Genomic DNA, 24,630 nt, shown 5'->3' with positions numbered 1-24,630 from the left:
TAGCCAAAGCTACGTCGAGGCCTGAGCGATGCCGGCAACGCAGCCCACGGGCACCTGGCGAAGCCGCCAAATCCCGCGGCACAGCCAGACGCCATAGAGCAAGGCGGCAGGCGAGCGAGTGACGCAGGGGTAGTAGACCTACCCCGAGGACCGAGTGACGCCGACAACGCAGCTATATGGCGTCTGGCGAAGCCGCAACTATGGTCGGTGAAAGACGAACCTCCGCATAGCCACCCCCTGAATAAGCCCCAGGGCGGCCATGGTGGTGATGAGCGAGGAGCCGCCGTAGCTGATGAAGGGCAGGGGGATGCCCACCACCGGGAACAGGCCCAGGACCATGCCCACGTTGATCACCGCGGGCCAGAAGATCATGGCCGTGCCGCCCACCACCAACAGGAGGCTTTGGCGGTCCTTGGCCCGGTAGGCGATGGCGATGCCCCGGTAGACCACGGCCGCCACCAGCAGGAGCACCACCATGCCCCCGATGAAGCCCCACTCCTCGGCCAGCACCGAAAAGGCGAAGTCGGTGTGTTGCTCGGGCAAAAAGTGCAGCTGGCTCTGGGTGCCGGCCAAGAAGCCCTTACCCATGAACTGGCCCGAGCCCACCGCTATCTTGGATTGGATGAGGTGGTAGGCCGCGCCCAGGGGGTCGCTCTCCGGGTCCAGGAAGCTGAAGATGCGCTGCTTTTGGTAGTCCTTCATGAAGCGCCAGACCAGGGGCAGGGCCACCACCATGCCCCCCCCGGCGATGGCCAGGTCGCGGAGCTTGACCCCGTTGACCAGGATGACGCTGCCGGCCACGATGAGCACCAGCAAACAGGTGCCCAGGTCGGGCTCCTTAAGGATGAGCACCGCCGGGATCAGGGCCAGGCCCACCGGGATTATGAGTTGGTGCAGGCGGTAGGGCTCCATCTGGTCCCGGCGCTGGAACCAGGCGGCCAAGACCAACACCGCCGCCAGACGGGCCAGCTCCGAGGGCTGGATCACCATGGGCCCCAGGGCCAGCCAGCGCTGGCTGCCGCCGATGATCTTGCCCCAAAACAGCACGGCGACGAGCATCACCACCACCAGGAGATAAAAAGGGTAGGCGATGGTGGACAGGCGCTGGGGCCCGATCATGGCCACGGTGAGCATCACCGCCAGGCCCAGGCCGAACCAATAGGCCTGTTTCAAATACACCGGGGTGCCCGCTCCGCCGAAGGAGCTGGCCGCGGAATAGAGGTTGACGACCCCGCAGGCCCCCAGGGCCAGGATGAGGGCCAAGAGCAGCCAATCGAAGCTCGATACCAGGCGGCGGTCGATCATGCCCCGGCTCCCCGCCCGGCGGGCTTCTTCTTGGGTTGGGGCTTGGCCTTGGGCGTGGGTTTGGCCTTGGGTTGCGGCTTGGGTTTGGGCTGGGCCGCCTGGGGCGGTTGAGGCGGCTCGGGCTCGGGGATGCCGAAGTAGGCCCGCATCACCGCCGCGGCCACCGGGGCGGCGTCGGAGCCGCCGTGGCCGCCGTGCTCCACCACCACCCCCACCGCGATGGTGGGGTTCTCCACCGGGGCGAAGGCCACGAACAGGGCGTGGGAGCGGTATTTCCAGGGCACGTTCTCCGCCTTGCCAAAGGACTTTTCGAACTTCAGGGCCACCACCTGGGCGGTGCCGGTCTTGCCGCCCACGGTGATGCCGGGCAGGCGGGCCCGGCGGGCGGTGCCGTGGGGCTCGTTGACCACCCCGCTCAGGCCGCTGACGATGGTCTTAAGATGCTCGGGCGCGATGGGCACCCGGGTCTTCACCGGTTCGGGAGCGGGCACCGGCTCGCCGCCGGGCGGGGTCACCGTCTTGACCAGGGTGGGGGTCACCAGCATGCCGCCGTTGGCCACCACCGCGGTCATGCGGGCCAGTTGCAGGGGGGTGACCAGGGTGAAGCTCTGGCCGATGGCCAGCGAAAGGGTCTCGCCCTCTTGCCAGGCCTCCTTGAAGCGCTTCTTTTTCCACTTGGAGTCGGGCACCAGGCCGGGGGACTCGTGGGGCAGGCTTATGCCGGTGGGCCGCCCCAGGCCAAAGGCCCGGGCCCATTTGGCCAGACGGTCCACCCCCAGCTTGAGGCCGGTCTTGTAGAAGAACACGTCGCAGGACTCGCGGATGGCCTTGTGGATATCGGTGTGGCCGTGGCCGCCCTTCTTGTAGGCCCAGCACAGGTAGGAGCGGCGGCCGAAGGGCATCTGCCCGGCGCAGAAGAAGCTGGTGGTCAGGTTGATGGCGCCTTCGGCCAGGCCGGCGGCCGAGGTGATGATCTTGTAGGTGGAGCCCGGCGGGTACATGCCGCTGATGGAGCGGTCCTTGAGGGGATGGCGTTCGTCGTCGGAGAGCTTCTTCCACTCCTCGGTGGTCATGCCGGTGATGAAATCGTTGGGGTCGAAGGCGGGGCTGGAATACAGGCACAGCACCTTGCCGTCGCGGGGGTCCAGGGCGGCCACCGCCCCCACCCGGTCTCCCAGGGCCTTGGCCGCCGCCTTTTGCAGATCCAGGTTGATGGACAGGGTCAGATCCGCCCCCCGGCTGGCCGGAACCTCCTTGAGCAGCTTTATCTCGCGGCCCAGGGCGTCCACTTCCACCTGGCGGGCCCCCCGGCGGCCGTGCAAGACCCGCTCCCGGCTCTTTTCCAGGCCGTAGCGCCCCACCCAGTCGCCCATGCGGTAAACCGCCCGGTTGCTCTTTTCCAGCTCCTCCTGGTTGATCTCGCCCAAATAGCCGATGACGTGGGAGGCCAGACGCGGGGCCAGATAGGCCCGCTGGTAGCGCACCAACACCTTCACCCCGGGCAGCTCGTAGCGGAAGGTCTCCACCAACGCCAGCTGCTCGCGGTCCAGGTGGTTGCGCAGCACCACCGGCTTGAAGGGCGGCTGCCCCTGCGCGGCGCGGCGCGCCTTGGCCACCTCCTCGGGCTCCAGGCCCACCAGGTTGTGCAGGCGGCGGGTGAGGGTGGCCCAGTCGGCCACGTCCTCGGGGATCACCGCCAGGGTGAAGGCCGGGCGGTTGTCGGCCAGCAGGCGGCCCTCGGAGTCGAAGATGAGGCCCCGGCTGGGAGCCAGGTCCACCAGGCGGATGCGGTTGTTCTCGCTGAGCAGGCGAAAGTATTCGCCCTTGAGCAGCTGCAGATACCAAAGCCGGCCCAGGAGCACCATCAGGGCCAGGCCCACCACCACCGCCGCGGTCAACAAGGCCTTGCGGACGTTGGGGTTTTCCCCCGGCTCCAGGCCGCGCCCCCCCACGGAGGCCGGTTTGGGTATCTGTCCCAGACTCATGGGGTCGCCTTGCGTTGGGCGGGCCACAGGCGGGCCAGCATATTCACCAGGGCCTCATTGAGGCCGAAAAACAGCGGGGCGGTAAGGGCGTTGATGAGCGCCTGGGCCACCAGCAGCAGGGGCAGGTTGGCCGGGGGCACGTAGGAGGGCACGGTCAAAGTCACCCCCCCGGCGGTGAGCAGGTGGGCCAGCACGGTGAGCACCCCCACCGAGAGCATCTGAAAGGGCCAGGAAGCGATGTCCAGCTTGAGGCGGGCCAACTGGCAGATCACATAGATCAGGGTGAAGACCACCATGCTCAGGCCCATGACCCCGCCGGAGATGAGGTCGGCTACGTAGCCCAGGAACATGACCACCACAAAACCCAGCACCAGGGGCAGGCGATAGCCCGCCGAGACCACCAGCACGATCAAGGGTTCCAGGCGCAGGGGCCCCACGGCCCACCAGGTGAAGGCGGTGGTGCCCAACACGGCCATGAGCAGGCCCATCGCGGAGGTGCCCAGGGCCCGGGGCCAGCGGCCGGCCTCGTGCTTCAAGCCGGCCCTGCCGCGGATGGGGCCAGGCCGCCCCGGGGGCTCCATATAGTATGGTAGCGCGTCATGAGCACAACTTCTATTGATCCAGCTGGCGGCGGTGCAGCAGGACCAGCACCTCCTCCAGGCGTCCGAAATCCACCGCCGGGTCTATCTGGACAATCTGGAAGACCCCGCCCGGCCCTTGGCGCACATCGGAGACCGTGCCCACCAACACGCCCTTGGGATACACCCCGGCCGCTCCGCTGGTGAGCACCTTGTCGCCCAGGCGCACGTCCTCGGTGTGGATGACGTACTTCAGGCGCAGCTCGCCGTCGGCCGCGCCTTCCACCACCCCCCGGGCCCGGGAGCGCTGCACCAACACGTCCACCCCGGAGTTGGGGTCGATGAGAAGCAAGAGCTTGGCGTAGTGGGGGCTGGACCAAACCACCCGGCCCACCGCCCCCTGGGCGCAGACCACCGGCATCAGGGGCTGCACGCCGTCGGTGGCGCCCTTGTTGATGATCACGGTCTTGAACTGGGCGCTGGGGTCGGTGCCCACCACCTCGGCGGCCACCATGGGGAAGTCCAGATCCTTTTTGAACTCCAACAGCTTCTTGAGCCGCCGGTTGGCCAGCTCCAGCTCGTCGCGGTCCACGGTGCGCTGCTTGAGCGCGGCCAGCTCTTTTTTGAGGCGGTCGTTTTCCTCGGAGGCCTGCACCAGGGCGAAGTAGTGGCGCCAGATGGAATTGAACCACTGGCCCACCCCGGTGATGCCCCGCTGCACCGGCCCGGTGACCTCCAGCAGATAGCGGCCGGCGGGGATGCGCTCCACCCCCTTGCCCGCGCTGAAGGAAAAGTAGGCCAAAGCCCCCAGAACAAAGAGGCCCACGATGATGGGAATGCGATACTTGCGGAAAAAGTTCACGGCGTCATGACTACACGGTTGCGGCCGTAACCAGGGCGCCGCGGTTGGGCTCCGGCGGCGGTTATTTGATCATGACCTCCTTGAGGAGGTCGAGGTTATCCAAAACCTTGCCCGAACCCAGCACCACCGTGGACAGCGAGTCCTCGGTGATGGAGATGGGCAGTTGGGTCTCCTTGGCCAACAGGGCGTCCAGCCCGCGAAGCAGGGCTCCGCCGCCGGTGAGCACTATGCCGTTGTCCACGATGTCCGCGGCCAACTCCGGGGGGGTCTGCTCCAGGGCGATCTTCACCGTTTCCACGATGGCGTCGATCTGCTCGGTGATGGAGTGGCGCACCTCATCGGGGGTGATCTTCAGGGTCTTGGGGATGCCGGTGATCAGGTCGCGGCCCTTGATCTCCATGGATTCGGGCATGGGAGCCTCGTCCTGGGCGTCACGCTCCCCCTCGGCCCCCGGCTCGGGGTTATTGGCCGGGGGATCGAAATAGGCGTTGCCGATGGTGGTCTTGATCAGCTCGGCGGTGCGTTCGCCGATGAGCAGGTTGTGCTTGCGCTTGATGTACTGCAGGATGGCCTCGTCCATCTTGTCGCCGCCCACCCGCACGCTCTTGGCGTAGACCACGCCGGCCAGGGAGATGACCGCCACCTCGGTGGTGCCGCCGCCGATGTCCACCACCATGCTGCTGGTGGGCTCGGTGATGGGCAGGCCGGCCCCGATGGCCGCGGCCATGGGCTCCTCCACCAGGTAGACCTCGCGGGCCCCGGCGCTCTCGGCGCTTTCCTTGACCGCGCGTTTTTCCACCTGGGTGATGCCGCTGGGCACGCTGATGATGATGCGCGGGCGCACCAGGGCGCGCCGGGCGTGCACCTTGCGGATGAAGTGGCGCAGCATGGCCTCGGTGACCTCGAAGTCGGCGATGACCCCGTCTTTCATGGGGCGGATGGCCTGGATGTTGCCGGGGGTGCGCCCCAGCATCATCTTGGCTTCCTTGCCCACGGCCACCACCCTATTGCCCCCCCGCGCGTCCTTGCGCACCGCCACCACGCTGGGTTCGCTCAAAACGATACCCTTGCCCTTGACATAGACCAACGTATTGGCCGTGCCCAGGTCGATGGCCATATCATTGCTAAATATACCGAGTAACGGATCGAGGAACATGGAGGCTCCCACGGGATAAGAAGGCAAGGTGGCGATCACTGGCGTCAAGGGGGAGCCTACCAGACCCTGGCCGGGCAAGCAACTATAAATAAGGTCGAATCTTGGTGACTTGCGGCCGGTTGCCCTTATGTCAGCGCTAGCTTAGGAGGGCTCGGTCTATTTGACAAGCACCGGTTGGTGTGATTAACTTGGCACCTTGCATGGCCGCCCGCCTGCGGGCGCGGGCCCCACATCAGGCCCCGCCGACGTTCAGGGCGCGCCTCAACCCCAGGCTCCCCGGCCGGACCAGCGGTCCGGGCAGGGCGCTATACCTGTTTTCATAAAGGGTGGTAACCGATGAAACAGACTTTTCAGCCCAGCAACACCAAGCGCAAGCGCACCCATGGCTTTTTGGTACGCAGCCGCACCCGCGGCGGCCGCGCCGTATTGGCTCGCCGCCGCTCAAGAGGCCGCAAACGGCTGGCCGTGTGAGGCCAACGGGGGTCGATGACCGGAAGGGATCTATCCCTGCCCAAAACGGTTCGCCTGCGCACCCGGCCTCAATACCTGGCCGTGCAGGGCGACGCCAAGCGCCGACGCAGCCGCCACTTCACCCTGTTGTGGCGGCCCAACGGCCTGAGGCAAAGCCGCTTGGGCATCACCGTGACCCGGCGGGTGGCCGGCGCGGTGGGGCGAAACCGGGTCAAACGCCTGGTGCGCGAATTCTTCCGGCACACCCGGGCCGAGCTGCCGTCTGGTTTCGACCTGATAGTGGTGGCCGCTCCCGGAGCCCCCGCCTTGAGCCTTGCGCAAGTTCGTCAGGAACTGTGGGAGCTTTGCCGCAATCTGACCCCGCCCGCTCCCGGCGCCTGAGCCTGCCGGTAACGGCGGCGCGGGTCCTGGTGCGTCTATACCAGCTCACCCTGAGTCCCTACCTGGGCGGCCAGTGCCGCTTTTACCCCACATGTTCCAATTACGCCCTGGACGCCCTGGCCAAATACGGCCTGTGGCGCGGGCTGGGCAAGAGCCTCTGGCGAATCGCCCGCTGCCATCCATTCTCCGCCGGCGGTCACGACCCGGCCTAGGCCGGGCTTTCCGCCCAGGGAAACGCGATCATGGATCAAAAACGCATGTTGCTGGCCCTGGCCCTGAGCGTGGGCCTTATGTGGGCTTGGATAATGGTCTTTGGGGACAACAAGCCCAAGACGCCCCCCCCGCCCCAACCCCAGGCCTCCCAGAGCCAGACCCAGAGCGCGCCGGCCGCCCCGGCGCCCACCGCCCCCACGCCGGCCGCGACCGCCCCGGCGGCACCCCCGGCCCCGGCGGTTGCGATCAGCGGCCCGGAGACCCTGGTGGAGGTGCAAACCCCGCTCTACACCGCCGTCTTCACCAGCCGCGGCGGCGGGGTGCGCACGGTAACCCTGCGCGATTATTACAACAAAGTCAACAAGCAGGGCGGGCACTTCGCGGTGTTGGACCTGGCGGCCAACCAGCCTTCCGCCCTGGCCTTCAACCTGAGCAAGCTGGCCCCCAACCTGAGCACCCAGGATTTCACCCCCTCCAGCGACAAGCTGAAGGTGGAAAAGGGCAGCAAGTCGCTGAGCTTCACCACCGAGGTGAACGGGGTGAAGGTGGAAAAGATCTACACCTTCCAGGCCGACTCCTATGCCTGGAACCTCAAGGTGCGCCTGGTCAACAACAGCGGCAAGCCCCTGAGCCTGCAGCCCTCCCTAGCCCTGGTAGAGCTTAAAAAGCGCGCCGAATCGGCGGCTTACGCCTTCACCGGGGTGCAGTACTCCAAGGACGGCCACTATAACGAGATCAGCGTCGGCGACCTGGACGACAACCCCAAGGACACCGGCGACATCAACTACCTGGCCCTGTCCATACCCTACTTCATGGGCGCGGTGGCTCCCCTGGACCCCGAGGGCGCGCCCCCGGCCAAGCGCTTCGTGGCCGGCAGCGAGGCGGGCGAACTCATGATGGCCACGGTGATCGAGCCCCTGGTGGAGCTGGCCCCCGGAGCCAGCCGCGAGATGGGCTACATGGTGTATTACGGGCCCAAGGATCTGAAAATACTAAATCCCTTGGGACACGACCTGGCCGACTCTGTTGATTTCGGCTGGTTCGACGTGATCGCCAAGCCGTTCTTGATCGTCATGAACTTCATCTACGATTTCATCGGCAACTACGGCATCGCCATCATCATCATCACCCTGTTGACCAAGCTGATCTTCTGGCCGCTCACCCGCAAGAGCTACCAGTCCATGAAGTCCATGCAGAAGCTTCAGCCCCACGTCAAGCGCATTCGGGAAAAGTACGCCGACGACAAGCAGCGCATGAACCAGGAGATCATGCAACTGTACAAGACCTACAAGGTCAACCCCGCCGGAGGCTGTTTGCCCATGGTGGTGCAGATCCCGGTGTTCATCGCCTTCTACAAGGTGCTGGGCAGCGCCATCGAGCTGAGGCACGCGCCGTTCATGTTGTGGATCAACGACTTGTCCGCTCCGGACCGTTTGCCCATCGGCTTTGACATCCCCTACGTGGGGGCCGGGCTGCCGGTGCTCACCCTGCTCATGGGCGCCAGCATGTTCCTGCAGCAGAAGATGACCCCCACCACCGGCGACCCCACCCAGGCCAAGATGATGCTCTTGATGCCGGTGGTGTTCACGGTGATGTTCATCAACTTCCCGGCGGGCTTGGTGCTCTACTGGCTGGTCAACAACCTCTTCAGCATCGGCCAGCAGTACCTGACTAACAAAAGCAAGTCGTGACGTTGTATGGAACACGTTGAATTTACAGGCAAGACCACGGAAGACGCCCTTAGGGCCGCCGAGGAGCACTTCGGCGTTAGCCTGGATCAGCTGGAGGTGGAGGTCATAAGCGCCGGCTCCGGCGGGTTCTTCGGCATCCTGGGGGCCAAAAAGGCGGTGATAAAGGCCCGTCCCCAGGGCAAGAGCGCGGCCGACGAGGTGGCCCAGATGATGGCCGACTTCACCGAAAGCGCCACGCCCACCGCCTTGAAACCCAAGCCCAAGGCGCACCCCAAGCCCCGGCCCGCGCCCCAACCGGCGAGCAGGCCCGCGGCCGCGCCCCAGCCCAAGGCGCAACCGGCTCCGGCCGCCCCGGCGCCCAAGGCCCCGGCGCCCCCGCGCAACGAGGCGCCCGTCCGGGCGGCCAGGCCGGAACCGCCGGCCAGGCCGGAACCCCGGGCCCAGGCCGAGCCTCCGGCCAAACCGGAGCCTCCGGCCCAGAGCGCGCCGCCGCCGGCGGCCCCCGCGCCCCAGCCCGACGCCGCCGAGGCCGGTCCCGACCAGTCCGAGATGATGGCCACCGCCCGGCAGGTGTTGGAGCGCCTTACCCAGGCCCTGGACCCCAAGGCCACGGTGGAGGTGGCCATGGCCGAGCACGGTCCCGGCCTGTCCATCAACGGGGCCGACTCCGGGGTGGTCATCGGCCGCCGGGGCCAGACCCTGGACGCCTTGCAATACCTGACCACCCGCATCGTGAGCCACAAGTACGGCAAGGCGGTGCACATCGCGGTGGACGCGGGGGGCTATCGCCAGCGGCGGCGCGCCTCCCTGGAAGACACCGCCCGGCGCATGGCCGACAAGGCCCGCTCCAGCCGCAAGGCCCAGAGCATGGGGCCGCTGAACCCCCAGGAGCGCCGCCTGGTGCACCTGGTGCTGCGCAGCCAGCGGGGCATCAGCACGGTAAGCCGGGGCAAGGGCGAGATGAAAAAGGTGGTCATCACCCCCCGCTGACCTATACATATGGTTGAAGAACAGGGGTCTCCGCCAGGAGGCCCCTTTTGCGTGAACCGGCCCGCTGGACAAGGCGACGGGGAACTCTATAGACTGGCGGGCAAAGGAGAGGCGCATGGACTGGGAAATCTATGGGGCCTTCGTGGCCGCCTCGGCCCTGTTGCTGGTCAGCCCCGGGCCCACGGTGATGCTGGTGACCGGCTACGCCTTGAGTCACGGCCGCCGTAGCGCCTGGTTCACCGTCGTCGGGGTGGGCCTGGGCGACCTCACCGCCCTGAGCCTCTCCCTGGCCGGCATGGGGGCGCTGCTGGCCGCTTCGGCCGCCGCCTTCAACCTGTTGAAATACTTGGGTGCGGCCTACCTTTTTTACCTGGGGCTGCGCATGTGGCGCCAAGGCGGCTCCCCGGTCCCGGAGGCCCGGCGGGCCGCTTCGGGCCGGGCCATGCTGGGCCGGGCTTATCTGGTAACCGCCCTGAACCCCAAGAGCATCATCTTCTTCGTGGCCTTTTTGCCCCAGTTCCTGTGCCCGGAGCGCCCGGTTTGGCCCCAGCTGCTGCTGCTGGGAACCACCTTCGTGTTCCTGGCCGTGGTCAATGCGGCAGCCTACGCCAACGCCGCCGGATCTCTGGCCGGCTGGTTGCGGCGGCCCCAAGCCCAGCGCAACCTGCACCGTCTGGGCGGCGGGGCGCTCATGGGGGCCGGCCTTTTGGCCGCCCTATGGCGCAGAGCATGATCGCCAGCGATTTCTACAACTTCCACGACACCATCGCGGCCATAGCCACCCCGGCCGGGGCGGGTGGCATAGGCATCCTGCGCATCTCCGGGCCCCAGGCCGGGGAGGTGGCGACGCGCCTGTTCGCCCCCCGCGACCCACGGCTGGACCCGGCCGCCCTGCCGCCCCGGCGGCTGGTGCTGGGCCGGGCTCTCGGCTCCCAGGGCCGGGAGGTGGACCAGGTGTTGGCGGTGCGCTTTCCGGCCCCTCGCTCCTACACCACCCAGGAGGTGGTGGAGTTGCAGAGCCACGGCGGCCCGGCGGTGTTGCGGGCCCTGTTGGCCGCCGCCCTGGAGGCGGGCTGCCGCCTGGCCCGGCCCGGCGAGTTCACCCTGCGGGCCTATCTGGGCGGCCGCCTGGACCTCAGCCAGGCCGAGGCGGTGGCCCAGCTCATCGCCGCCCAGAGCGAGGGCGAGGCGGGCCTGGCCCTGGCCGGGCTGGCCGGGGGCCTGTCCCAGGTGTTGGGCCCGGTGCGCCGAGCGTTGACCCTGGCCGCGGCCACCGTGGAGGCGGCCATCGATTTTCCCGAGGAAACCAATGAGTTGGCCGGTCCAGCCCTGGCTGAAGAGCTGCGGGCCCAGGCCCTGGAGCCCCTGCGGCGGGTGGTGGCCCGGCGGCAATCGGGCCGGGTGTGGCGGGAAGGAGCCCTGGTGGTGCTCTGCGGGCGGCCCAACGTGGGCAAGAGCTCGCTGTTTAATGCCCTGCTGGGGCAGAACCGGGCCATCGTGACCCCCACGGCGGGCACCACCCGCGACGCCATCGAGGAGAGCGCCCTGTTGGGCGGGGTGGTCTGCCGCCTCACCGACACCGCCGGACTGGGCCTGGAGCCCGGCGAGCTGGAGGCCCTGGGCCGCGCGGCGGCCAGGGAGCGCCTGGGCCGGGCCGATCTGGCCCTGGTGGTGCTGGATCAGGGCGCGCCCCTCACCGGTGAAGACAGACATGTGCTTGATATTACTAGAGATATTAGCCGTGTTCTCACCCTGAACAAGTCCGACCTGATGCCCGCCTGGCAGGCCGAAGAGCTGGCCGGGGAAGGCGCGCCGGCCCTGCGGGTGAGCGCCAAGCACAGCTCAGGGCTGGAAGAGCTGGCCGAGGCCGTGGGCGCGGCCCTCACCGGCGGGCAACCCGAGCCCGCGCCGGGCGAGGCGGTGGCCTCCCAGCGCCAGGCCGAGGCCCTGGTCGCCTGCGCCGCGGCGCTGGAGCGGGCCATCGCGGGCCTGGAGGCCCCGGAGGTGGCGGCCGAGCTGGTGTCCCTGGATCTGGCCGGGGCCCTGGCCCGCTTGGGCGAGGTGGACGGGGTGGACGCCCCGGAGGCGGTGATCGAGGCCGTTTTCGACCAATTCTGTGTGGGGAAATAGCCATGCCGGGCGATTTGGCCGCCAAAATCGCGGGCAGGGCGCTGCCCCAGGAGCTCTTAATCGCCTGGGAGCGTCTCTGCGCCGACCTTTTGCGTTGGAATCGGGCCCACAACCTCACCGGGCACCACGACCCCGAGGCCGCCTACGTCGATCTTTTCCTGGATTCCCTGCCCCTGGTCCCCCACATACAAGGCCCGAACCTGCTGGACATCGGCTCCGGGGCGGGCTTTCCCGGCCTGGTGCTGGCCCTGGCTCTGCCGGAGCTGGCGGTGACGCTGCTGGAGCCCCGGGCCAAGCGGGTGAGCTTCCACAAGCAGGCCATCCGGGCGTTGGAGCTGGGAGATCGGGTGCGCACGGTCATGGGCCGGGCAGGGGAGGCTCTGGGGGGTGAGCGCTTCGCCACCGTCACCCTGCGGGCGGTGACCGACATCCCCGGCTCTCTGGCCTTGGCCGAGCCTTACTTGGCCCCCGGCGGGGCGGTCCTGCTGCCCCGGGGGGCCAAGGACGCCGACCAGGCCCGCGACCTGGGCCTGGAGGTCGCGCCTTATTCCCTGGGCCCCGGCACCTCCCAGCGGATCATCGCCATCTTTCGCGGTTAAACAGCCACAATCTTAGTTTCACGTGAAACAACCGGGGGCAGGGTGCCACACCACCCGCCGAATTGTTTCACGTGCAACATTTTTGTAGGTGAAGGCCGCCGGGCAGGGCAGAGATTGCTTCGTCGCTCCCGAATGGGGCGTGTAGGGGCGGGTTTTATCCCCGCCCTCTTATATTTTGGCTACAAGACAAGGTTTTGTTGGGTTTCGCTTCGCTCTACCCAACCTACGCTAATCCTGATAATTCTTGCCACCACCAACGCCACTTAGAATGCGGCACAGCCAGGGGGACGCGGGCAAGGCATCCGGCGAGCGCAGGCCGCAGGCGTAGCCCAAGCTACGTCGAGGCCTAAGCGATGCCGGTAACGCAGCCCCCGGCGGCCTGGCGCAGCCGTGGTCGCGCCCGCAAGCATTCGATTTATCTACGAGTCCCCCACGGGGAAGATAATGCGGAAGGTAGACCCCATCCCCGGCCGCGTGTTCAGCTCCACCCGCCCGCCGTGCTGCTGGACGATGCCGTGGCTGATGGCCAGGCCCAGGCCGGTGCCCCGGCCGCGCGGTTTGGTGGTGAAAAACGGCTCGAAGACCCGCCGGGCGGTCTCTTCGTCCATGCCCGGGCCGGTGTCGGTGAAGGTTATGCTCACCTCGCGGGTCTTGGGATGGTGGCGGGTGGTCATTTCCAGGCGGCCCTGGCCCTCCATGGCCTCGGCGGCGTTGATGATGAGGTTCAAAAACACCTGCTCGACCTTGGCCCGCTGGCCCCAGAGCATGGGCAGATCCGGGGCCAGATCCCGGTGCAGCTCCACCTTGCGCAGGATCATGTGCCCTTCCATGAGCGAAACCACCTCCTCCAGGACCCTGTTCAGGTCCATGGGCTCCTTTTCCGGGGTGTCCTGGCGGGCGAAGTCCAAAAGGCCGCGCACGATGATCTTGCAGCGGTTGGTCAGCTTGATGATCTTGTCCACCGTGGGAGTCAGCTCGCTGGTGGCCCCCAGGTCTTCCTGCATCAGGTGGGCATAGGTGAGGATGCCACCCAGGGGGTTGTTGACCTCGTGGGCGATGTCAAAGGCCAGCTTGCCGGTGGCGGCCAGGCGCTCGGAGCGGATGAGCTGCTCCTCCATGGCCTTGCGCATGGTCACGTCGCGGGTGCTGAAAAGCAGGGCGGTGCTTCCCCGGTAGGGGCAGGGGGTGGCGGTCACCTCCAGGTCGAAGACCCCGTCGGTGCGGATGCCTTGACCCTCGAACACCGGAGCGCCTTCGCCGCTCTCCACCTGGCGCATCCATTCCAGATAGCCCCGGCGGCAGGAATCGGCCAATAGCTCCAGGAAATCGCTGCCCGCCTGGGAGATGTCGTTAAGACCGAACATCTGTAAAAACGCCTGGTTACCGAAAATAAAGCCGTTGTAGTCGTGCAGGACGATACCCTCGCGGTTGGCCTCGACCAGGGTGCGGTAGAGGGCTTCGCTTTGGGCCAGACGGCGCTGCAGCTCCTTGAGGTCGGTGGTCTCGATGATCGCCTCCACCGCCCCGGTGACGTTGCCGGCCGCGTCACGCAGGGGCGCGGCGGAAAAAAACAGCTCCTTGGGGCGGCCGCCCAGGTCCTCGAAGTAGTGCTCGGCCTCCCAGGCGTCGGGCGAGAGGGTGGAGCGGCGCAGGCTCTCATGGCCGTAGATGCTCCTCAGCTTGTCCAGGTCGCCGTCCAGCACCACGTCGGCCAGGGAGACCCCCTTGGGCCGCCCGAACACCTCCCAGGTCTTGTCGGTGCCCAGAATATCCTGGCGTTTCCAGCCGGTTAGCTCCTCACAGCCTTTGTTCCAGTGGAGCACCTTGTGGTGCTGATCCACCACGAAGATGGCCACGGGCACCAGCTCCAGGATGGAGGCGGCCAAAAGCCGCTCCTGCTCGATGCGCTCCTGAGAGTGTTTGGCGGCGGTGATGTCCTTGATGATTCCCTCGTAGCCCAGCACCACCGAGTTTTGCTCGCGCACCGAGGCGGTGATGGCCACCTCTATGGGCGCGCCGTTCTTTTTTACAAAGGTGACCTCGTAGTCCTTTACAAAGCCGTCTTTTTCGATGGCCGCCTGAAATCTCTTGCGATCATTGGGGTTTAGGTAGGCCTTTTGGGCGCTGTCCGGGGTGGCCAAAAGCTCTTCCCTGGAGGCGTATCCCAGCATCTCCACCCCGGCGGGGTTAACGTCCACCCAGCGGCCGTCGCGCGAGGACAGATAGATCATGTCGCGGGAATTGGCGAAGATGCGGCTGTAATCGTCCTGGCGGGCGTGGACCTGGGCGTTCAACAGCACGTTGTCCACGGTCAGGGCCAGCACCCCGGCGGCGGCCTGGGCAAAGCCCGGCCCCCAGGCGGGGCGCTCCTTGAAGCGCAACAGGGCCAGGCCGCTGCCCCCCACCCGAGTCAGGGGCCACAGGGCCAGCCATTGCCCGGTGATCAGGTCTTGCACCAGGCGGTCGAACTGGGGCCAACCGCTCTCCACCGCCTCGCCGGGGCCCACCGAGACCCAGCCCACCCGCCCCAGGGGCTCGCCGGGGCAGCCGGGCGGGGCCTGGGCCATGGTGCGCAACCGCCGGGCCTCGGCCGGGGGCAGGCCCCAGGTGGCCATCATCACCAGGTTGCCGCCGCGCTCCCAGGCGCTCACCGCCCCCCCGTTGGCCCCCAACAGACCGCCCAAGGTGGAGATGATCGCCCGTCCCTGCCGGTTGGGCGGGGCGCCGCGGGCCAAGATGGGCCGGAATTCCTCGAAAAAACGGTTGAGCTCTACCAGATGGCGAACCAAAGCAATCTCCCGGACTGTCTAAGTACTGGCTAAATTGTATAATTTCCGGTAAAGACCTGTAAAGCGCTAAGAACAAGCTAACAAGCGCCTTGATGTGTCACGTGAAACAATCGGGCCATGGGGCCAAGAGGTGATTGAGTCGTGTCCTCGGAACTTTTGGTGATCGGCGGCGGCCTGGCGGGCTGCGAGGCGGCCCTGGCCGCGGCCCGCAGCGGGGTGGCGGTGCGCCTGGTGGACATGAAGCCGGAGCAATTCTCCCCGGCCCACCACTCGCCCCATTTGGGCGAGCTGGTGTGCTCCAACTCCCTGCGCTCGGACGTGCTCACCAGCGCCGTGGGCCTGCTCAAAGCGGAAATGTCGCTGTTAGATTCGGCGGTTATGCGCGCCGCCCGCGCCACGGCGGTGGGGGCGGGCAAGGCCCTGGCCGTGGACCGCGAGGCCTTTGCCGGGCATCTGGAAGGCCAGATCGCCGCCCAGCCCCTGATCAGCCGCGAGACCGCCCTGGTGGACACGCTGCCCGACGAGGTGGCGGTGCTGGCCACCGGACCGCTCACCGCCGGGGCCCTCGCCGACCAGCTGGCCAAGCTAACTGGCAGTAATCACTTGCATTTCTACGACGCCATCGCCCCCATCGTCAGCCTGGAATCCGTGGACATGGACCACGCCTATTGGGGAGACCGATACGGTGAGCCGGGCCAGGGCGACTACCTCAACTGCCCCCTGAGCCGGGAAGAGTGGGCCGAGTTCTACGCCGCCCTGACCACGGCGGAGCAGGTGCCGCTCAAGGACTTCGAGTCGCCCCAGTTCTTCGAGGGCTGCCTGCCCATCGAGGTGATGGCGGCAAGAGGCGAAAAAACCTTGCTTTTCGGTCCCATGAAGCCGGTGGGCCTGGAAGACCCGGCCACGGGCAAGCGGCCCCACGCCGTGGTGCAGCTGCGCAAGGAGAACGCGGCGGGCAGCGTTTTGAACCTGGTGGGCTTCCAGACCAAGCTGACCTACCCGGCCCAGGACGCGGTGTTCCGCAAGATTCCCGCCCTGGCTGGGGCCGAGTTCGTGCGCTGGGGCTCCATCCACCGCAACACCTTTTTAGACGCGCCCCGAGTGCTGGACCCCCACCAGCGCCTCATCGCCGCACCCCACTTGTTCGTGGCCGGCCAGCTTTCGGGAGTGGAGGGCTACGTGGAGTCGGCGGCCATGGGCATCCTCTGCGGGATCAACGCCGCCAACCTCTTGCATGACCGGCCTCTGCTGAGCCCGCCGCCTACCTGCGCCCTGGGGGGCCTGGTGAGACATCTACGCGATACTACTAGCAAAAGCTTCCAACCCAGCAACGTGAACTTCGGTCTGCTGCCCCCCCTGGAGGGCAAGGTATTCAAGCGCCAGCGCGGGGCGGCCCAGGCCCGGCGGGCGCTAACGGATTTCCTGGCCTGGATGGCGGAGGCGGGCCTGGAGCCCGCCGGACCCCTGCCGGAAGTGCCCGAGGAGGCGAGGGCTTGAGCATGGCCGACGCGGGCAAGACCTACTACCTGCTCAACCTGGGCTGCGCCAAGAACCTGGTGGAGGGCGAGCACCTGGCCGGGCTGCTCTTGGCCGACGGCTGGCAAGCGGTGGAGGAGCCCTCGAAGGCCGGGCTGTTGTTGGTCAACACCTGCGGCTTCATCCAGCCGGCGGTGGAAGAGGCCCTGGAGGCGATCCTGGAGCTGGCCGACCTGAAGTGCGACGACCAGCGCCTGGTGGTGGCCGGCTGCCTGGTGGGGCGCTACGGCAAGAAGCTGGCAACGGACCTGCCCGAGGCCGACCTGCTCTTGGCCCCCGGCGAGGCCCCCCGCCTGCTGGCCCATCTGGCCGCCCCCCCGGCGGGCCGCCTGGCCATCAGCCCGCCGCGCGCCCTGTTCGGCGGGGCCGATCCCCGGGCGCTGAGCACCGGGCCGGGCTGGGCCTATCTGCGGGTGGCCGACGGCTGCGCCAACTCCTGCGCCTTTTGCACCATCCCCCACATCCGCGGCCCCCTGCGCTCGCGGCACCTGGACGATCTCTTGGCCGAGGCCGAGAGCCTGGCCGCCCTGGGAGTGCGGGAGCTGAACCTGGTGGCCCAGGACCTTACGTCCTATGGCCGCGACCTGGGCGGGCCGGGCCTGGCCGAGCTGCTGCGCGCCCTGGCCTCCATCGATGGCATCGAGTGGATCCGGCCGCTGTACCTGCACCCGGACATCATCGACGAGGCGCTTATCACTACCGTTTTAGATGAGCCCAAGGTGACCGACTATTTCGACCTGCCCTTGCAGCACGCGGCCGACCCGGTGCTTCGGGCCATGGGCCGCCGCCGCAGCGGGAGCGAACTGCGCGAGCTGGTGCGGGGCATCCGCCGGGCCGCGCCCCAGGCCACGCTGCGCACCACCCTGTTGGTGGGCCACCCCGGCGAAGGCGAACGAGAGTTCGCCCTTCTCAAGGAGTTCGTGGCCGAGATGGAGTTCGACCGCCTGGGGGTGTTTCCCTACAGCCCCGAGGCGGGCACCCGCAGCGCCCGCATGCCCGCGCCCCCGCCCGCCGTGGCCGCCCAGCGCGCCGGGCGGATCATGGACCTGCAGCGGCGCATCAGCCGCCGCCGCCTGGCCGCCCTGGAGGGAGCCACCCTGCCGGTGCTGGTCTTGGGCCCCCACCCGGACAGCGACCTGGTTTGGGCCGGGCGCACCCGGGGCCAAGCCCCGGAGGTGGACGGCCTGGTGATCATCACCGAAGGCACGGCCCCGCCCGGCGCCATCGCCGACTGCCGCATCACCGCCACCCACGACTACGACCTGGAAGGGGCGCTGCTCTAAACACCGGGTCGCCGCGCAACCTAGAATTAGCGACACGAGACGCACAGCAATATGGGCATGAACCGTCAGTCTATCAACAACCAAGCCTGGTCGGGGCTGGCCCCGGAGAGTTTCGGAGAAACACTGGACCTCTTGTTCCTAAGCGGCCTGGTCCTCATCGCCCTCATCGTCGCGGCCTGGCTGGCGGTGCTGCTGCTCAAGCGCCTGGGCATCCCCGCGCCTATCGCCCCATGGGAACGCGGCCTGGGGCGGGCCCTGGTGGCGACCATGCTGGGGGAGATGGCGGTGGACGGCGCGGCGGTGGTGTTTTACTGGTACGCTCTTTAGCTCTCGGGCATGGCGCAGCCCGCCGGATCAATCTCGCGATAACGCCAGCTTTCATCGGCCTTACGCGAGACCGTCGCGTATAAGCCGCATAACTATCAGGCTTAGGTTGGGTTGAGCGCAGCGTAGCCCAACAAACCCCTTTGTCGTTGCGAGGAGCGGCGCATGTCGCGACGAAGCAATCTCGGTGCGCGGCAGACGCCCAGCCCCTACACGGCTCTTCTACAGCCATAGCGTAGGTTGGGTAGAGCGAAGCGAAACCCAACAAACCCCTTTGTCGTTGCGAGGAGCAGGGCGACGAAGCAATCTCTGTGCGCGGCAGACGCTCACGCGCTTCTGCCAACGCCGCATGCCGCCAGGCTCCAGCAATAGCCGTCATGGCGAGGAGCGGCGGAGGCAAGCGCCAGTAAGAACAGGGCGGCCCACCCGCCGCGACGCGGCCATCTTCGACTTCCCTCGTCCGGCCCGCGCTCGCCGGACACGGCCCCACCCACCACGCCACGCGCCGATCCCGCCTGGGGGAAAGCGAAGATCGCCGCGTCGCATCCCCTGCCGGGATGCTCCTCGCGATGACAACTATCTCTTAAAAGCAAGAGGGCGGGGACAAACCTCGCCCCTACACGCCTCTTCTACAGCAATCGCGTAGGTTGGGTAGAGCGCAGCGAAACCCAGCAATCCCTTTTGTCATTGCGAGGAACCCAGCGACGAAACTATCTCGGCCCGAAGGAAACGCACCCGCCGAACAAAAACGTGGCGATAAGCCCCGCCCCTACACGCCGCACTCACAGCCATAGCGTAGGTTGGGTTGAGCGAAGCGAAGCTCAACAATTCTTCCGCGCGCCAATCCTCTAATTTAACCGGCATGATTAAAGGATGTAACGAGACACCAACCAGCAGACCGCTTGAAACCTAGTCTTCCGGCGCACCCATCTGTTGCACCCGCAAACCCAGCAGGGCCAGGCGCTGGGCCAGCAGCGGCTCCGGGTCCAGGACGTTGAGATGCCCCCAGCGGGCCATGGCCAACACCAGGCCCTCGGGCTCCAGGTCGATGAGGGCCACCCCCTCGGGCTCGCCCACCAGGAAGGGGAACACCCCGCGCCCGCTGGGCTCGGCCGGGGCCTGGGCCATCAGCTCCCGGCGGCGGCTGGGGCTGCTCAGCCAGGGGCGCACCTCGTCCTCGCCGTCCAGGGGGGCCAGGGACAAAAGCTCGATGGCCTGCGCCTGGTCCAGGCCGTCCAGGATGGCCAGGGCCACCGGCCACTGGGGGCGGGTGACCAGGTACAGGCGCAGGCGCGCGGCCCGCTGCAGTTTGTTTAGCTCGGCGGTGAAGTGGGCCGGAGTGTAGGCCACCTCGGCAGGGCGGAACAGGCTGCGCCAACGCTCGGCGAAGTCGGCGATGGCCGCGAGTTCCGCCTCGGGGTCGAAGCTAATCTGGCGATTGAAGCGCATCGCGCTTGGTGCTTTCGCGCTCGGCGGTGTTGGCCAAAAAGCGGCACACGGTGCACACGTCGGCGTAGCTGGGCATGCCGCACACACTGCAGCGCTGGGCCGGGTCCGGCTGGGGCGGCGGCCCGCCCTTGTCCTCCAGATAGCCCATGTAGAAATTCGTGGTGGTGCCGGGCATGCGCTCTTCCAGCAGGCGCACCGCGTCCATGTAATGGGGCAGGGTGGCTCCCTTGGAGCGGGGGCAGGCGCCCTTGGCCACCGAGATGCCCTGGGACTTGGCGAAGGACTTGATCTCCGCCCCGCGCAGGCGGCACAGCGGCTTTATCTTTTTGGCGAAGGCCCCCGGCGCGCCCTGCAACACCGGCCACTGGCTCTCCAGATATTGCTGGTGGCGGCGCACCAGGTTGCCCAGCAGGCGGGCGGCCTCGTCGTCCAGGTGGTGACCGGTGGCCAACACCTCGAAGCCCAGGTCCAGGCAGACCTTGTTCAGCTGGTAGCGCTTTAGGGTGCCGCACACCGAGCAGAAGGAGCGCTTGTTGGCCCAGGCGATCTCCTGCACCCCGAAGCCGGCCAGCTCGGCCATGTTCATCAGGTGCAGCGGCGCCCCCAGGCGCTGGGCCATGTCCTGGCTGGCCGCCAGGGAGGCCTCGCCGAAGCTGCCGTCGCCCAGCTCCAGGGCCAGGTGCAGCCCCTCGGCCTGGTAGCCCAGCTCCAAAAGGATCTGCCACAGGGCCAGGGAGTCCTTGCCCCCGCTCACCGCCACCAGGACCTTTTGCCCCGGCCCCAGCATGTCGAACTGCTTGATGGCCTTCTCGGCCTGGCGGCGCACGAAGATGCCCAGGCAGTGGTCGCAGAAGCGGGCGTTGTGGCTGGGCAGGCGGTGCTGGGCCGGCTTGCGGCAGCGGGAGCATTTCATGCCGTCGATGTTCATGGCCTCTCGCGCTGAGGTTGGCGGTTACCCTACCACTATAGTGGAGCCTGGGCCGCCCTGCCAGCACCCATAACTTGCATGCATATAGTTAAAACGCTACTCCCAGTCCCAACGGCAACGCGGTATCCCGCCGCCCGGCGAAGCCTTCTAGGCCCCCGCCGAGGCCCCCGCCTCTTGCCCGCCGGCGAGGCTCCATCCCAGCTCCGGCCCCTGATTCAGCGTGGCCATGCGCCGGCTCTGGCCGCAGAGCTGGCCCACCAAAAACTCGATGGCCTTTACCGAGGCGATGGGCGCGTATGAGTACACCCAAGCGGCCTGCTCTTGGCACAGCTCTTCCAGGCTCTCGCCCGCGCCCAGGCGCTCCAGCAGGCGGTGGTGATACTCCAGGGTGGCGGCCACGGCCTGCTCCAATAGCGGCCGCTCCAATAGGTTGGCCGAGCCGTTGTGACTCAAGAGAGCCAGCTTGCCGGGCAGGATGGCCAGCTTCTGCATGCTCAGGCAGTACTCCTCCAGGGAATGGAAGTAGTTGGGCCAGATGATCTCCCGCTCGAAATCGCAGTAACCAGCCAGGTCGCCCAGGGCCACCACCCCGTCGCGTTCCTCGAAGTAGGCCACATGGCAGGGCGAGTGGCCGGGGGTGAGCAGGATATGCCACACCACCCCCTCACCCAGGTCGATGCGCGCCCCCTCGCCCAACACCGCGTCCACCCGGAAGTCGTAGTCCTCCAGCATTGGCGGCATCTCATCGATCACCCCCTGGCCCAGCAATATCTTGCTTATCATGCGGTCGGCGGGCAAGAAGCGCTCCACGTGCTTGGGGTGGGCCAGCATCTCGGCCGCCTTGGGACCGGCCAGGATCTTCATGCCCGGCCACAGCCGCCGCAGGCGGGGCACCGCGCCGATGTGGTCGGCGTGGGTGTGGGTCAGGGCCATGTAGGCGATGCGCCCGGGGTCGATGCCCAGCATCTGGACTTGGCGGGCGATGATCTCGGCCGTGGCCCCGGTGCCGCCCTCGATGAGCATGGCCACCCGGCCCAGGGACAAGTAGACCGGAAAGGCCATGGTGCCCAGTTGGTACAGGTTGTCGCTCAACTGGATGGGCCGGGGTATCTGGGATGACATAATCTGACTACCTTCCGCTGTTGCCTTTTCTGGCCGAGAGGACAAAAGAAAAGGGCCGCAGGCTTCTTGCCCACGGCCCTTGTGATTCGCTCTGAACCACGTCAACCCATGAGCGCACCTATGTAGCCGCTAAAATAGAAAAATCGATATGCGCGCTGGAATTGACGGGCGGTCATTTTTTCGAGGTTGCCTCGCAAAAATTTATAGATTAATTTTAATTAGCCCTTTGTATACAAATTGTCAAATCTTTTTATCCTAATCTGGAGCAAGAAAGCTCCCCTACTGGCGCGATTCCTGGCTTTATAGTATAGTTGCCTTGCTTGGATCATTAGAGAAAACGGGAAGCCCCGCGTCACCCAATTTTTCCTAAAATTTCTCTTGACAAGCACCCCGCCTTTACTACACACTTTCTTTTTACGTGAAGGTAGGCCCCTTCCCAGCATGGGAGGGGGTGTCCTTTTATTGTTTTCCTATTGTTTTACTTGGTGAAACCATGACCGGCGCCGCCCAAGACGTCTATCAGGCCCTGGCCCAACACCTGGACCGCTCCCCCTTGGGGGCGCCCCAAGGGCCCGAGCTTATGGCCATCTTGCGCGAGCTGTTCAGCGAGCCGGAGGCGGCGGTGGCCGCGGCCCTGCCCTTCCGTCCGGTGCGGTTGAGCAAGCTGGCCCAAACCCTGGAGCGCCCGGCCGAGGAGATCGCCCCGCTGCTGGGGGCCTTGGCCTCCCGGGGGCTGGCCTATCACCGCGCCACCAAGGCCGGCGACTACTATAGCCTGCTGCCCCTGGCGCCGGGCATGGCCGAGGCCCAGTTCTGGGCCATGGCCCCGGGCGAGGGCAAGGTCAGGATGGCCCGGCTTTTCGAGGACTACTACGAGACCGGGGTGGGCAAGGCCTTTGCCGAGGCCTCCACGCCCTACTCGCGGGTGATCCCGGTGGGCAAGGCCATCACCAACCGCCAGGAGATTCTGCCCTACGAAAAGGCGGAGGATCTCATCCGCCAGCATGAGCACCTGGCCTTGATCGACTGCTACTGCCGCTCCCAGGCCAAGCTCTTGGGCCAGGGCTGCGACGCGCCCCTGGACGTGTGCATGATCTTCGGCTCATTCGCCGAGTTCGCGGTGAACCAGGGCTGGGCCCAGCCCATGGACGAGGCCGGGATGCTGGACGCGCTGGAGCGGGCCGAAAAGGCCGGCTTGGTGCACGTAGTGGACAACGTAGCGGAAAACGTGAACTTTTTGTGCAATTGCTGCGGGTGCTGCTGCATGTTTTTGCAGACCATCACCCGCATGAACCAATTGGGCGCGGTAAGCCAGGCGGCTTACCTGGCCCAGGTGGACCCCGAGCTCTGCACCGCCTGCGAACAATGCGCCGACACTTGTCAAGTGGCGGCTATCCGCGTGGATGACGATTGCGCGGCGGTGGAGCCCGAACTCTGCCTGGGCTGTGGACAATGCGCCACGGTATGCCCCAGCGAGGCCATAACCATGATGCGCCGCGAGGCCCGGCCGATGCCGGCCCACCACGGCGAACTACAGGCCAAACTGGCCGCGGCCCGCGGGGTGAATTAGTTAATCGGGAAGTGGAGTTGACTTCCGCTCTCCGGTGCTTAGTTTAAACTTTAGACGCCTGCGTCATGGGCCAGAGGTCTATGCCGGGCAAGCCAAAGCAGACTTGAAGGCCCGTCGCGCTGGTAGCCCCTGGCGCTGGACCTGGCGGGTATCTGTAAGGAATGAGGTAATTATCATGGCCGAAAGCCGCAATATAAAAGGACCGGACTTCAGCCTGGACACCCCGGTCACCTATTTCAAAGAGGTGGAGGGGCGCGACCTGCTGACCCCCGAGCGGGAGCTGGAGCTGGGCAAAACCATCCAGGACGGCCGCGACGAGATCCTGTGCAAAGCCCTGTCCATCATCAAGGGCGACAAGGATGCCCTCGACAACTGCGAGCGCATCGAGGCCTGGCTGGCCGACAGCCACAAGTCTCCCCTGTCCGTGGAAGACGTGATGGCCGAGACCTTCGAGCTGCTCAAGCGGGCCGCCGCCAAGCGCAAGCCCTCCAAGAAGCTCTCCAAGACCTTGGAGGAGATCGACAGCGCCCGTTTGCAGGTGGAGGTGGCGGTGCAGGAGATGGTGGAAGCCAACCTGCGCCTGGCCGTGTCCATCGCCAAAAAGTATACCTTCCGTGGCCTTAGCTTTGCCGACCTGATCCAGGAAGGCAACATCGGCCTGATGAAGGCGGTGAACCGCTACGACTACAAGACCGGTTACCGTTTCAGCACCTTCGCCTCTTGGTGGATTCGCCAGACCATAAGCCGGGCCATCTACGACCAGGCCCGCACCATCCGCATCCCCATCCACCTCTTGGAGCTGCGCTCTAAGTACTTCCGGGTCTACTACGGCCTCTTGAAGGAGCTGGGACGCGAGCCCCTGCCCAAGGAAGTGGCCGAGAAGGTGGGCATCGACGAGAGCAAGGTCAAGGAGATCGTCAACCTGACCCTGGATTCCACCAGCCTGGAGACCCCGGTGGGCGAGGACGGCGACGAGCTGGGCGACTTCATCGAGAACAAGGAAGCCGAGTGCCCCTTCGAGAAGGTGGGCGAGGGCGAGATGATGATCCACCTGGGCGAGGCGTTGGAGTCCCTGGACGCGCGCGAAAAGCGCATCCTGCAGATGCGCTTCGGCCTGGGCGACGAGGACGAGCACACCCTGGAGCAGGTGGGCCAGGTCTTCGGCCTGTCCCGTGAGCGGGTGCGCCAGATCGAGAAAAAGGCCCTGCAGCGTCTGCGTCATCCTCAATGGCGGGCGGTGCTGGAGGACCACGTCTAGCAAGCGCTTC

General features: G+C 66.6%; 22 protein-coding genes. 13 read left to right on the top strand and 9 right to left on the bottom strand.

The window, feature by feature from the left end; all coding sequences use genetic code 11:
* Positions 1–198: 198 nt before the first annotated feature.
* From rodA to AACH32_RS00195, 5 genes are all read right to left on the bottom strand, one after another.
* On the bottom strand, positions 199–1,305 hold the full coding sequence (gene rodA, locus AACH32_RS00215) for a rod shape-determining protein RodA (protein WP_338604089.1): 1,107 nt from the start codon (positions 1,303–1,305) through the stop codon (positions 199–201).
* On the bottom strand, positions 1,302–3,290 hold the full coding sequence (mrdA, locus tag AACH32_RS00210) for a penicillin-binding protein 2 (protein ID WP_338604086.1): 1,989 nt from the start codon (positions 3,288–3,290) through the stop codon (positions 1,302–1,304). Before mrdA ends, rodA begins: the two co-directional genes overlap by 4 nt.
* The gene (locus tag AACH32_RS00205; RefSeq protein ID WP_338604082.1) at positions 3,287–3,826 is read right to left on the bottom strand and encodes a hypothetical protein; all 540 of its coding nucleotides are present in this window, start codon (positions 3,824–3,826) and stop codon (positions 3,287–3,289) included. Before AACH32_RS00205 ends, mrdA begins: the two co-directional genes overlap by 4 nt.
* A 76-nt stretch (positions 3,827–3,902) precedes the next feature.
* Positions 3,903–4,730 carry a rod shape-determining protein MreC gene (mreC, locus tag AACH32_RS00200; RefSeq protein WP_338604079.1) on the bottom strand — a complete coding sequence of 276 codons (828 nt, stop codon included), beginning with the start codon at positions 4,728–4,730 and terminating at the stop codon, positions 3,903–3,905.
* A 61-nt stretch (positions 4,731–4,791) separates the two neighbouring features.
* Positions 4,792–5,886 carry a rod shape-determining protein gene (locus AACH32_RS00195; protein WP_338604076.1) on the bottom strand — a complete coding sequence of 365 codons (1,095 nt, stop codon included), beginning with the start codon at positions 5,884–5,886 and terminating at the stop codon, positions 4,792–4,794.
* A gap of 336 nt (positions 5,887–6,222) precedes the next feature.
* Between AACH32_RS00195 and rpmH the strand changes: the two genes are divergently transcribed.
* The 8 genes from rpmH to rsmG all read left to right on the top strand — a co-directional run bounded on the left by rpmH (position 6,223) and on the right by rsmG (position 12,361).
* Positions 6,223–6,357, top strand: a complete 135-nt coding sequence (gene rpmH / locus AACH32_RS00190) for a 50S ribosomal protein L34 (protein WP_338604074.1) — start codon at positions 6,223–6,225, stop codon at positions 6,355–6,357.
* Between the two features lie 15 nt (positions 6,358–6,372).
* The gene (gene rnpA, locus AACH32_RS00185; protein WP_338604071.1) at positions 6,373–6,738 is read left to right on the top strand and encodes a ribonuclease P protein component; all 366 of its coding nucleotides are present in this window, start codon (positions 6,373–6,375) and stop codon (positions 6,736–6,738) included.
* Positions 6,735–6,950, top strand: a complete 216-nt coding sequence (yidD, locus tag AACH32_RS00180) for a membrane protein insertion efficiency factor YidD (protein ID WP_434062362.1) — start codon at positions 6,735–6,737, stop codon at positions 6,948–6,950. Before rnpA ends, yidD begins: the two co-directional genes overlap by 4 nt.
* A gap of 30 nt (positions 6,951–6,980) precedes the next feature.
* Entirely contained in the window at positions 6,981–8,642 is a 1,662-nt protein-coding gene (gene yidC, locus AACH32_RS00175) for a membrane protein insertase YidC (protein ID WP_338604067.1), read from the top strand.
* A gap of 6 nt (positions 8,643–8,648) precedes the next feature.
* Complete coding sequence (gene jag / locus AACH32_RS00170) at positions 8,649–9,632, top strand: RNA-binding cell elongation regulator Jag/EloR (RefSeq protein WP_338604064.1); 984 nt, start codon at positions 8,649–8,651, stop codon at positions 9,630–9,632.
* Positions 9,633–9,747: 115 nt separating this feature from the next.
* Positions 9,748–10,365 carry a LysE family translocator gene (locus AACH32_RS00165; protein WP_338604061.1) on the top strand — a complete coding sequence of 206 codons (618 nt, stop codon included), beginning with the start codon at positions 9,748–9,750 and terminating at the stop codon, positions 10,363–10,365.
* Positions 10,362–11,762 carry a tRNA uridine-5-carboxymethylaminomethyl(34) synthesis GTPase MnmE gene (mnmE, locus tag AACH32_RS00160; protein WP_338604059.1) on the top strand — a complete coding sequence of 467 codons (1,401 nt, stop codon included), beginning with the start codon at positions 10,362–10,364 and terminating at the stop codon, positions 11,760–11,762. The genes AACH32_RS00165 and mnmE overlap by 4 nt, the downstream gene beginning before the upstream one ends.
* A gap of 2 nt (positions 11,763–11,764) precedes the next feature.
* A complete protein-coding gene (gene rsmG, locus AACH32_RS00155; RefSeq protein WP_338604057.1) occupies positions 11,765–12,361 on the top strand; it encodes a 16S rRNA (guanine(527)-N(7))-methyltransferase RsmG in 597 nt (198 codons plus the stop codon).
* A 419-nt stretch (positions 12,362–12,780) separates the two neighbouring features.
* Here the strand turns inward: rsmG and AACH32_RS00150 are convergent, their stop codons facing one another.
* On the bottom strand, positions 12,781–15,150 hold the full coding sequence (locus AACH32_RS00150) for a PAS domain S-box protein (protein WP_338604055.1): 2,370 nt from the start codon (positions 15,148–15,150) through the stop codon (positions 12,781–12,783).
* A 141-nt stretch (positions 15,151–15,291) separates the two neighbouring features.
* Between AACH32_RS00150 and trmFO the strand changes: the two genes are divergently transcribed.
* From trmFO to AACH32_RS00135, 3 genes are read left to right on the top strand one after another with little or no spacing between them, the layout of a single operon-like run.
* Positions 15,292–16,647 carry a methylenetetrahydrofolate--tRNA-(uracil(54)-C(5))-methyltransferase (FADH(2)-oxidizing) TrmFO gene (trmFO, locus tag AACH32_RS00145; protein ID WP_338604053.1) on the top strand — a complete coding sequence of 452 codons (1,356 nt, stop codon included), beginning with the start codon at positions 15,292–15,294 and terminating at the stop codon, positions 16,645–16,647.
* 2 nt (positions 16,648–16,649) lie between these two features.
* Complete coding sequence (gene rimO / locus AACH32_RS00140) at positions 16,650–17,969, top strand: 30S ribosomal protein S12 methylthiotransferase RimO (protein WP_338606681.1); 1,320 nt, start codon at positions 16,650–16,652, stop codon at positions 17,967–17,969.
* A gap of 57 nt (positions 17,970–18,026) precedes the next feature.
* Entirely contained in the window at positions 18,027–18,296 is a 270-nt protein-coding gene (locus AACH32_RS00135; protein WP_338604050.1) for a hypothetical protein, read from the top strand.
* 906 nt (positions 18,297–19,202) lie between these two features.
* Here the strand turns inward: AACH32_RS00135 and AACH32_RS00130 are convergent.
* The 3 genes from AACH32_RS00130 to AACH32_RS00120 form a co-directional block, all read right to left on the bottom strand.
* Positions 19,203–19,742 carry a hypothetical protein gene (locus tag AACH32_RS00130; protein WP_338604048.1) on the bottom strand — a complete coding sequence of 180 codons (540 nt, stop codon included), beginning with the start codon at positions 19,740–19,742 and terminating at the stop codon, positions 19,203–19,205.
* A complete protein-coding gene (locus AACH32_RS00125; RefSeq protein ID WP_338604045.1) occupies positions 19,720–20,670 on the bottom strand; it encodes an ATP-binding protein in 951 nt (316 codons plus the stop codon). The genes AACH32_RS00130 and AACH32_RS00125 overlap by 23 nt, the downstream gene beginning before the upstream one ends.
* Before the next feature lie 147 nt (positions 20,671–20,817).
* On the bottom strand, positions 20,818–21,792 hold the full coding sequence (locus AACH32_RS00120; protein ID WP_338604042.1) for an MBL fold metallo-hydrolase: 975 nt from the start codon (positions 21,790–21,792) through the stop codon (positions 20,818–20,820).
* Positions 21,793–22,285: 493 nt separating this feature from the next.
* Between AACH32_RS00120 and AACH32_RS00115 the strand changes: the two genes are divergently transcribed.
* Together AACH32_RS00115 and AACH32_RS00110 are read left to right on the top strand one after the other, a co-directional pair.
* Complete coding sequence (locus tag AACH32_RS00115; protein ID WP_338604039.1) at positions 22,286–23,362, top strand: 4Fe-4S binding protein; 1,077 nt, start codon at positions 22,286–22,288, stop codon at positions 23,360–23,362.
* A gap of 175 nt (positions 23,363–23,537) precedes the next feature.
* Complete coding sequence (locus AACH32_RS00110) at positions 23,538–24,620, top strand: sigma-70 family RNA polymerase sigma factor (RefSeq protein WP_338604037.1); 1,083 nt, start codon at positions 23,538–23,540, stop codon at positions 24,618–24,620.
* Positions 24,621–24,630 lie beyond the last annotated feature (10 nt).

Origin of the sequence: Desulfoferula mesophila, assembly GCF_037076455.1 — a bacterium.
Classification (GTDB): Bacteria; Desulfobacterota; Desulfarculia; order Desulfarculales; family Desulfarculaceae; genus Desulfoferula; species Desulfoferula mesophila.
The sequence above is the reverse complement of the archived record's forward strand: the minus strand, read 5'-3'. Positions and strand labels throughout refer to the sequence as shown.

Bases quoted from the DNA above. Each gene is read 5' to 3' on its own strand.
- rodA (WP_338604089.1), bottom strand. From the start codon at position 1,305: ATGATCGACCGCCGCCTGGTATCGAGCTTCGATTGGCTGCTCTTGGCC.
- mrdA (WP_338604086.1), bottom strand. From the start codon at position 3,290: ATGAGTCTGGGACAGATACCCAAACCGGCCTCCGTGGGGGGGCGCGGC.
- AACH32_RS00195 (WP_338604076.1), bottom strand. From the start codon at position 5,886: ATGTTCCTCGATCCGTTACTCGGTATATTTAGCAATGATATGGCCATC.
- rpmH (WP_338604074.1), top strand. From the start codon at position 6,223: ATGAAACAGACTTTTCAGCCCAGCAACACCAAGCGCAAGCGCACCCAT.
- rnpA (WP_338604071.1), top strand. From the start codon at position 6,373: ATGACCGGAAGGGATCTATCCCTGCCCAAAACGGTTCGCCTGCGCACC.
- yidC (WP_338604067.1), top strand. From the start codon at position 6,981: ATGGATCAAAAACGCATGTTGCTGGCCCTGGCCCTGAGCGTGGGCCTT.
- jag (WP_338604064.1), top strand. From the start codon at position 8,649: ATGGAACACGTTGAATTTACAGGCAAGACCACGGAAGACGCCCTTAGG.
- AACH32_RS00165 (WP_338604061.1), top strand. From the start codon at position 9,748: ATGGACTGGGAAATCTATGGGGCCTTCGTGGCCGCCTCGGCCCTGTTG.
- mnmE (WP_338604059.1), top strand. From the start codon at position 10,362: ATGATCGCCAGCGATTTCTACAACTTCCACGACACCATCGCGGCCATA.
- rsmG (WP_338604057.1), top strand. From the start codon at position 11,765: ATGCCGGGCGATTTGGCCGCCAAAATCGCGGGCAGGGCGCTGCCCCAG.
- rimO (WP_338606681.1), top strand. From the start codon at position 16,650: ATGGCCGACGCGGGCAAGACCTACTACCTGCTCAACCTGGGCTGCGCC.
- AACH32_RS00135 (WP_338604050.1), top strand. From the start codon at position 18,027: ATGAACCGTCAGTCTATCAACAACCAAGCCTGGTCGGGGCTGGCCCCG.
- AACH32_RS00130 (WP_338604048.1), bottom strand. From the start codon at position 19,742: ATGCGCTTCAATCGCCAGATTAGCTTCGACCCCGAGGCGGAACTCGCG.
- AACH32_RS00125 (WP_338604045.1), bottom strand. From the start codon at position 20,670: ATGAACATCGACGGCATGAAATGCTCCCGCTGCCGCAAGCCGGCCCAG.
- AACH32_RS00120 (WP_338604042.1), bottom strand. From the start codon at position 21,792: ATGTCATCCCAGATACCCCGGCCCATCCAGTTGAGCGACAACCTGTAC.
- AACH32_RS00115 (WP_338604039.1), top strand. From the start codon at position 22,286: ATGACCGGCGCCGCCCAAGACGTCTATCAGGCCCTGGCCCAACACCTG.
- AACH32_RS00110 (WP_338604037.1), top strand. From the start codon at position 23,538: ATGGCCGAAAGCCGCAATATAAAAGGACCGGACTTCAGCCTGGACACC.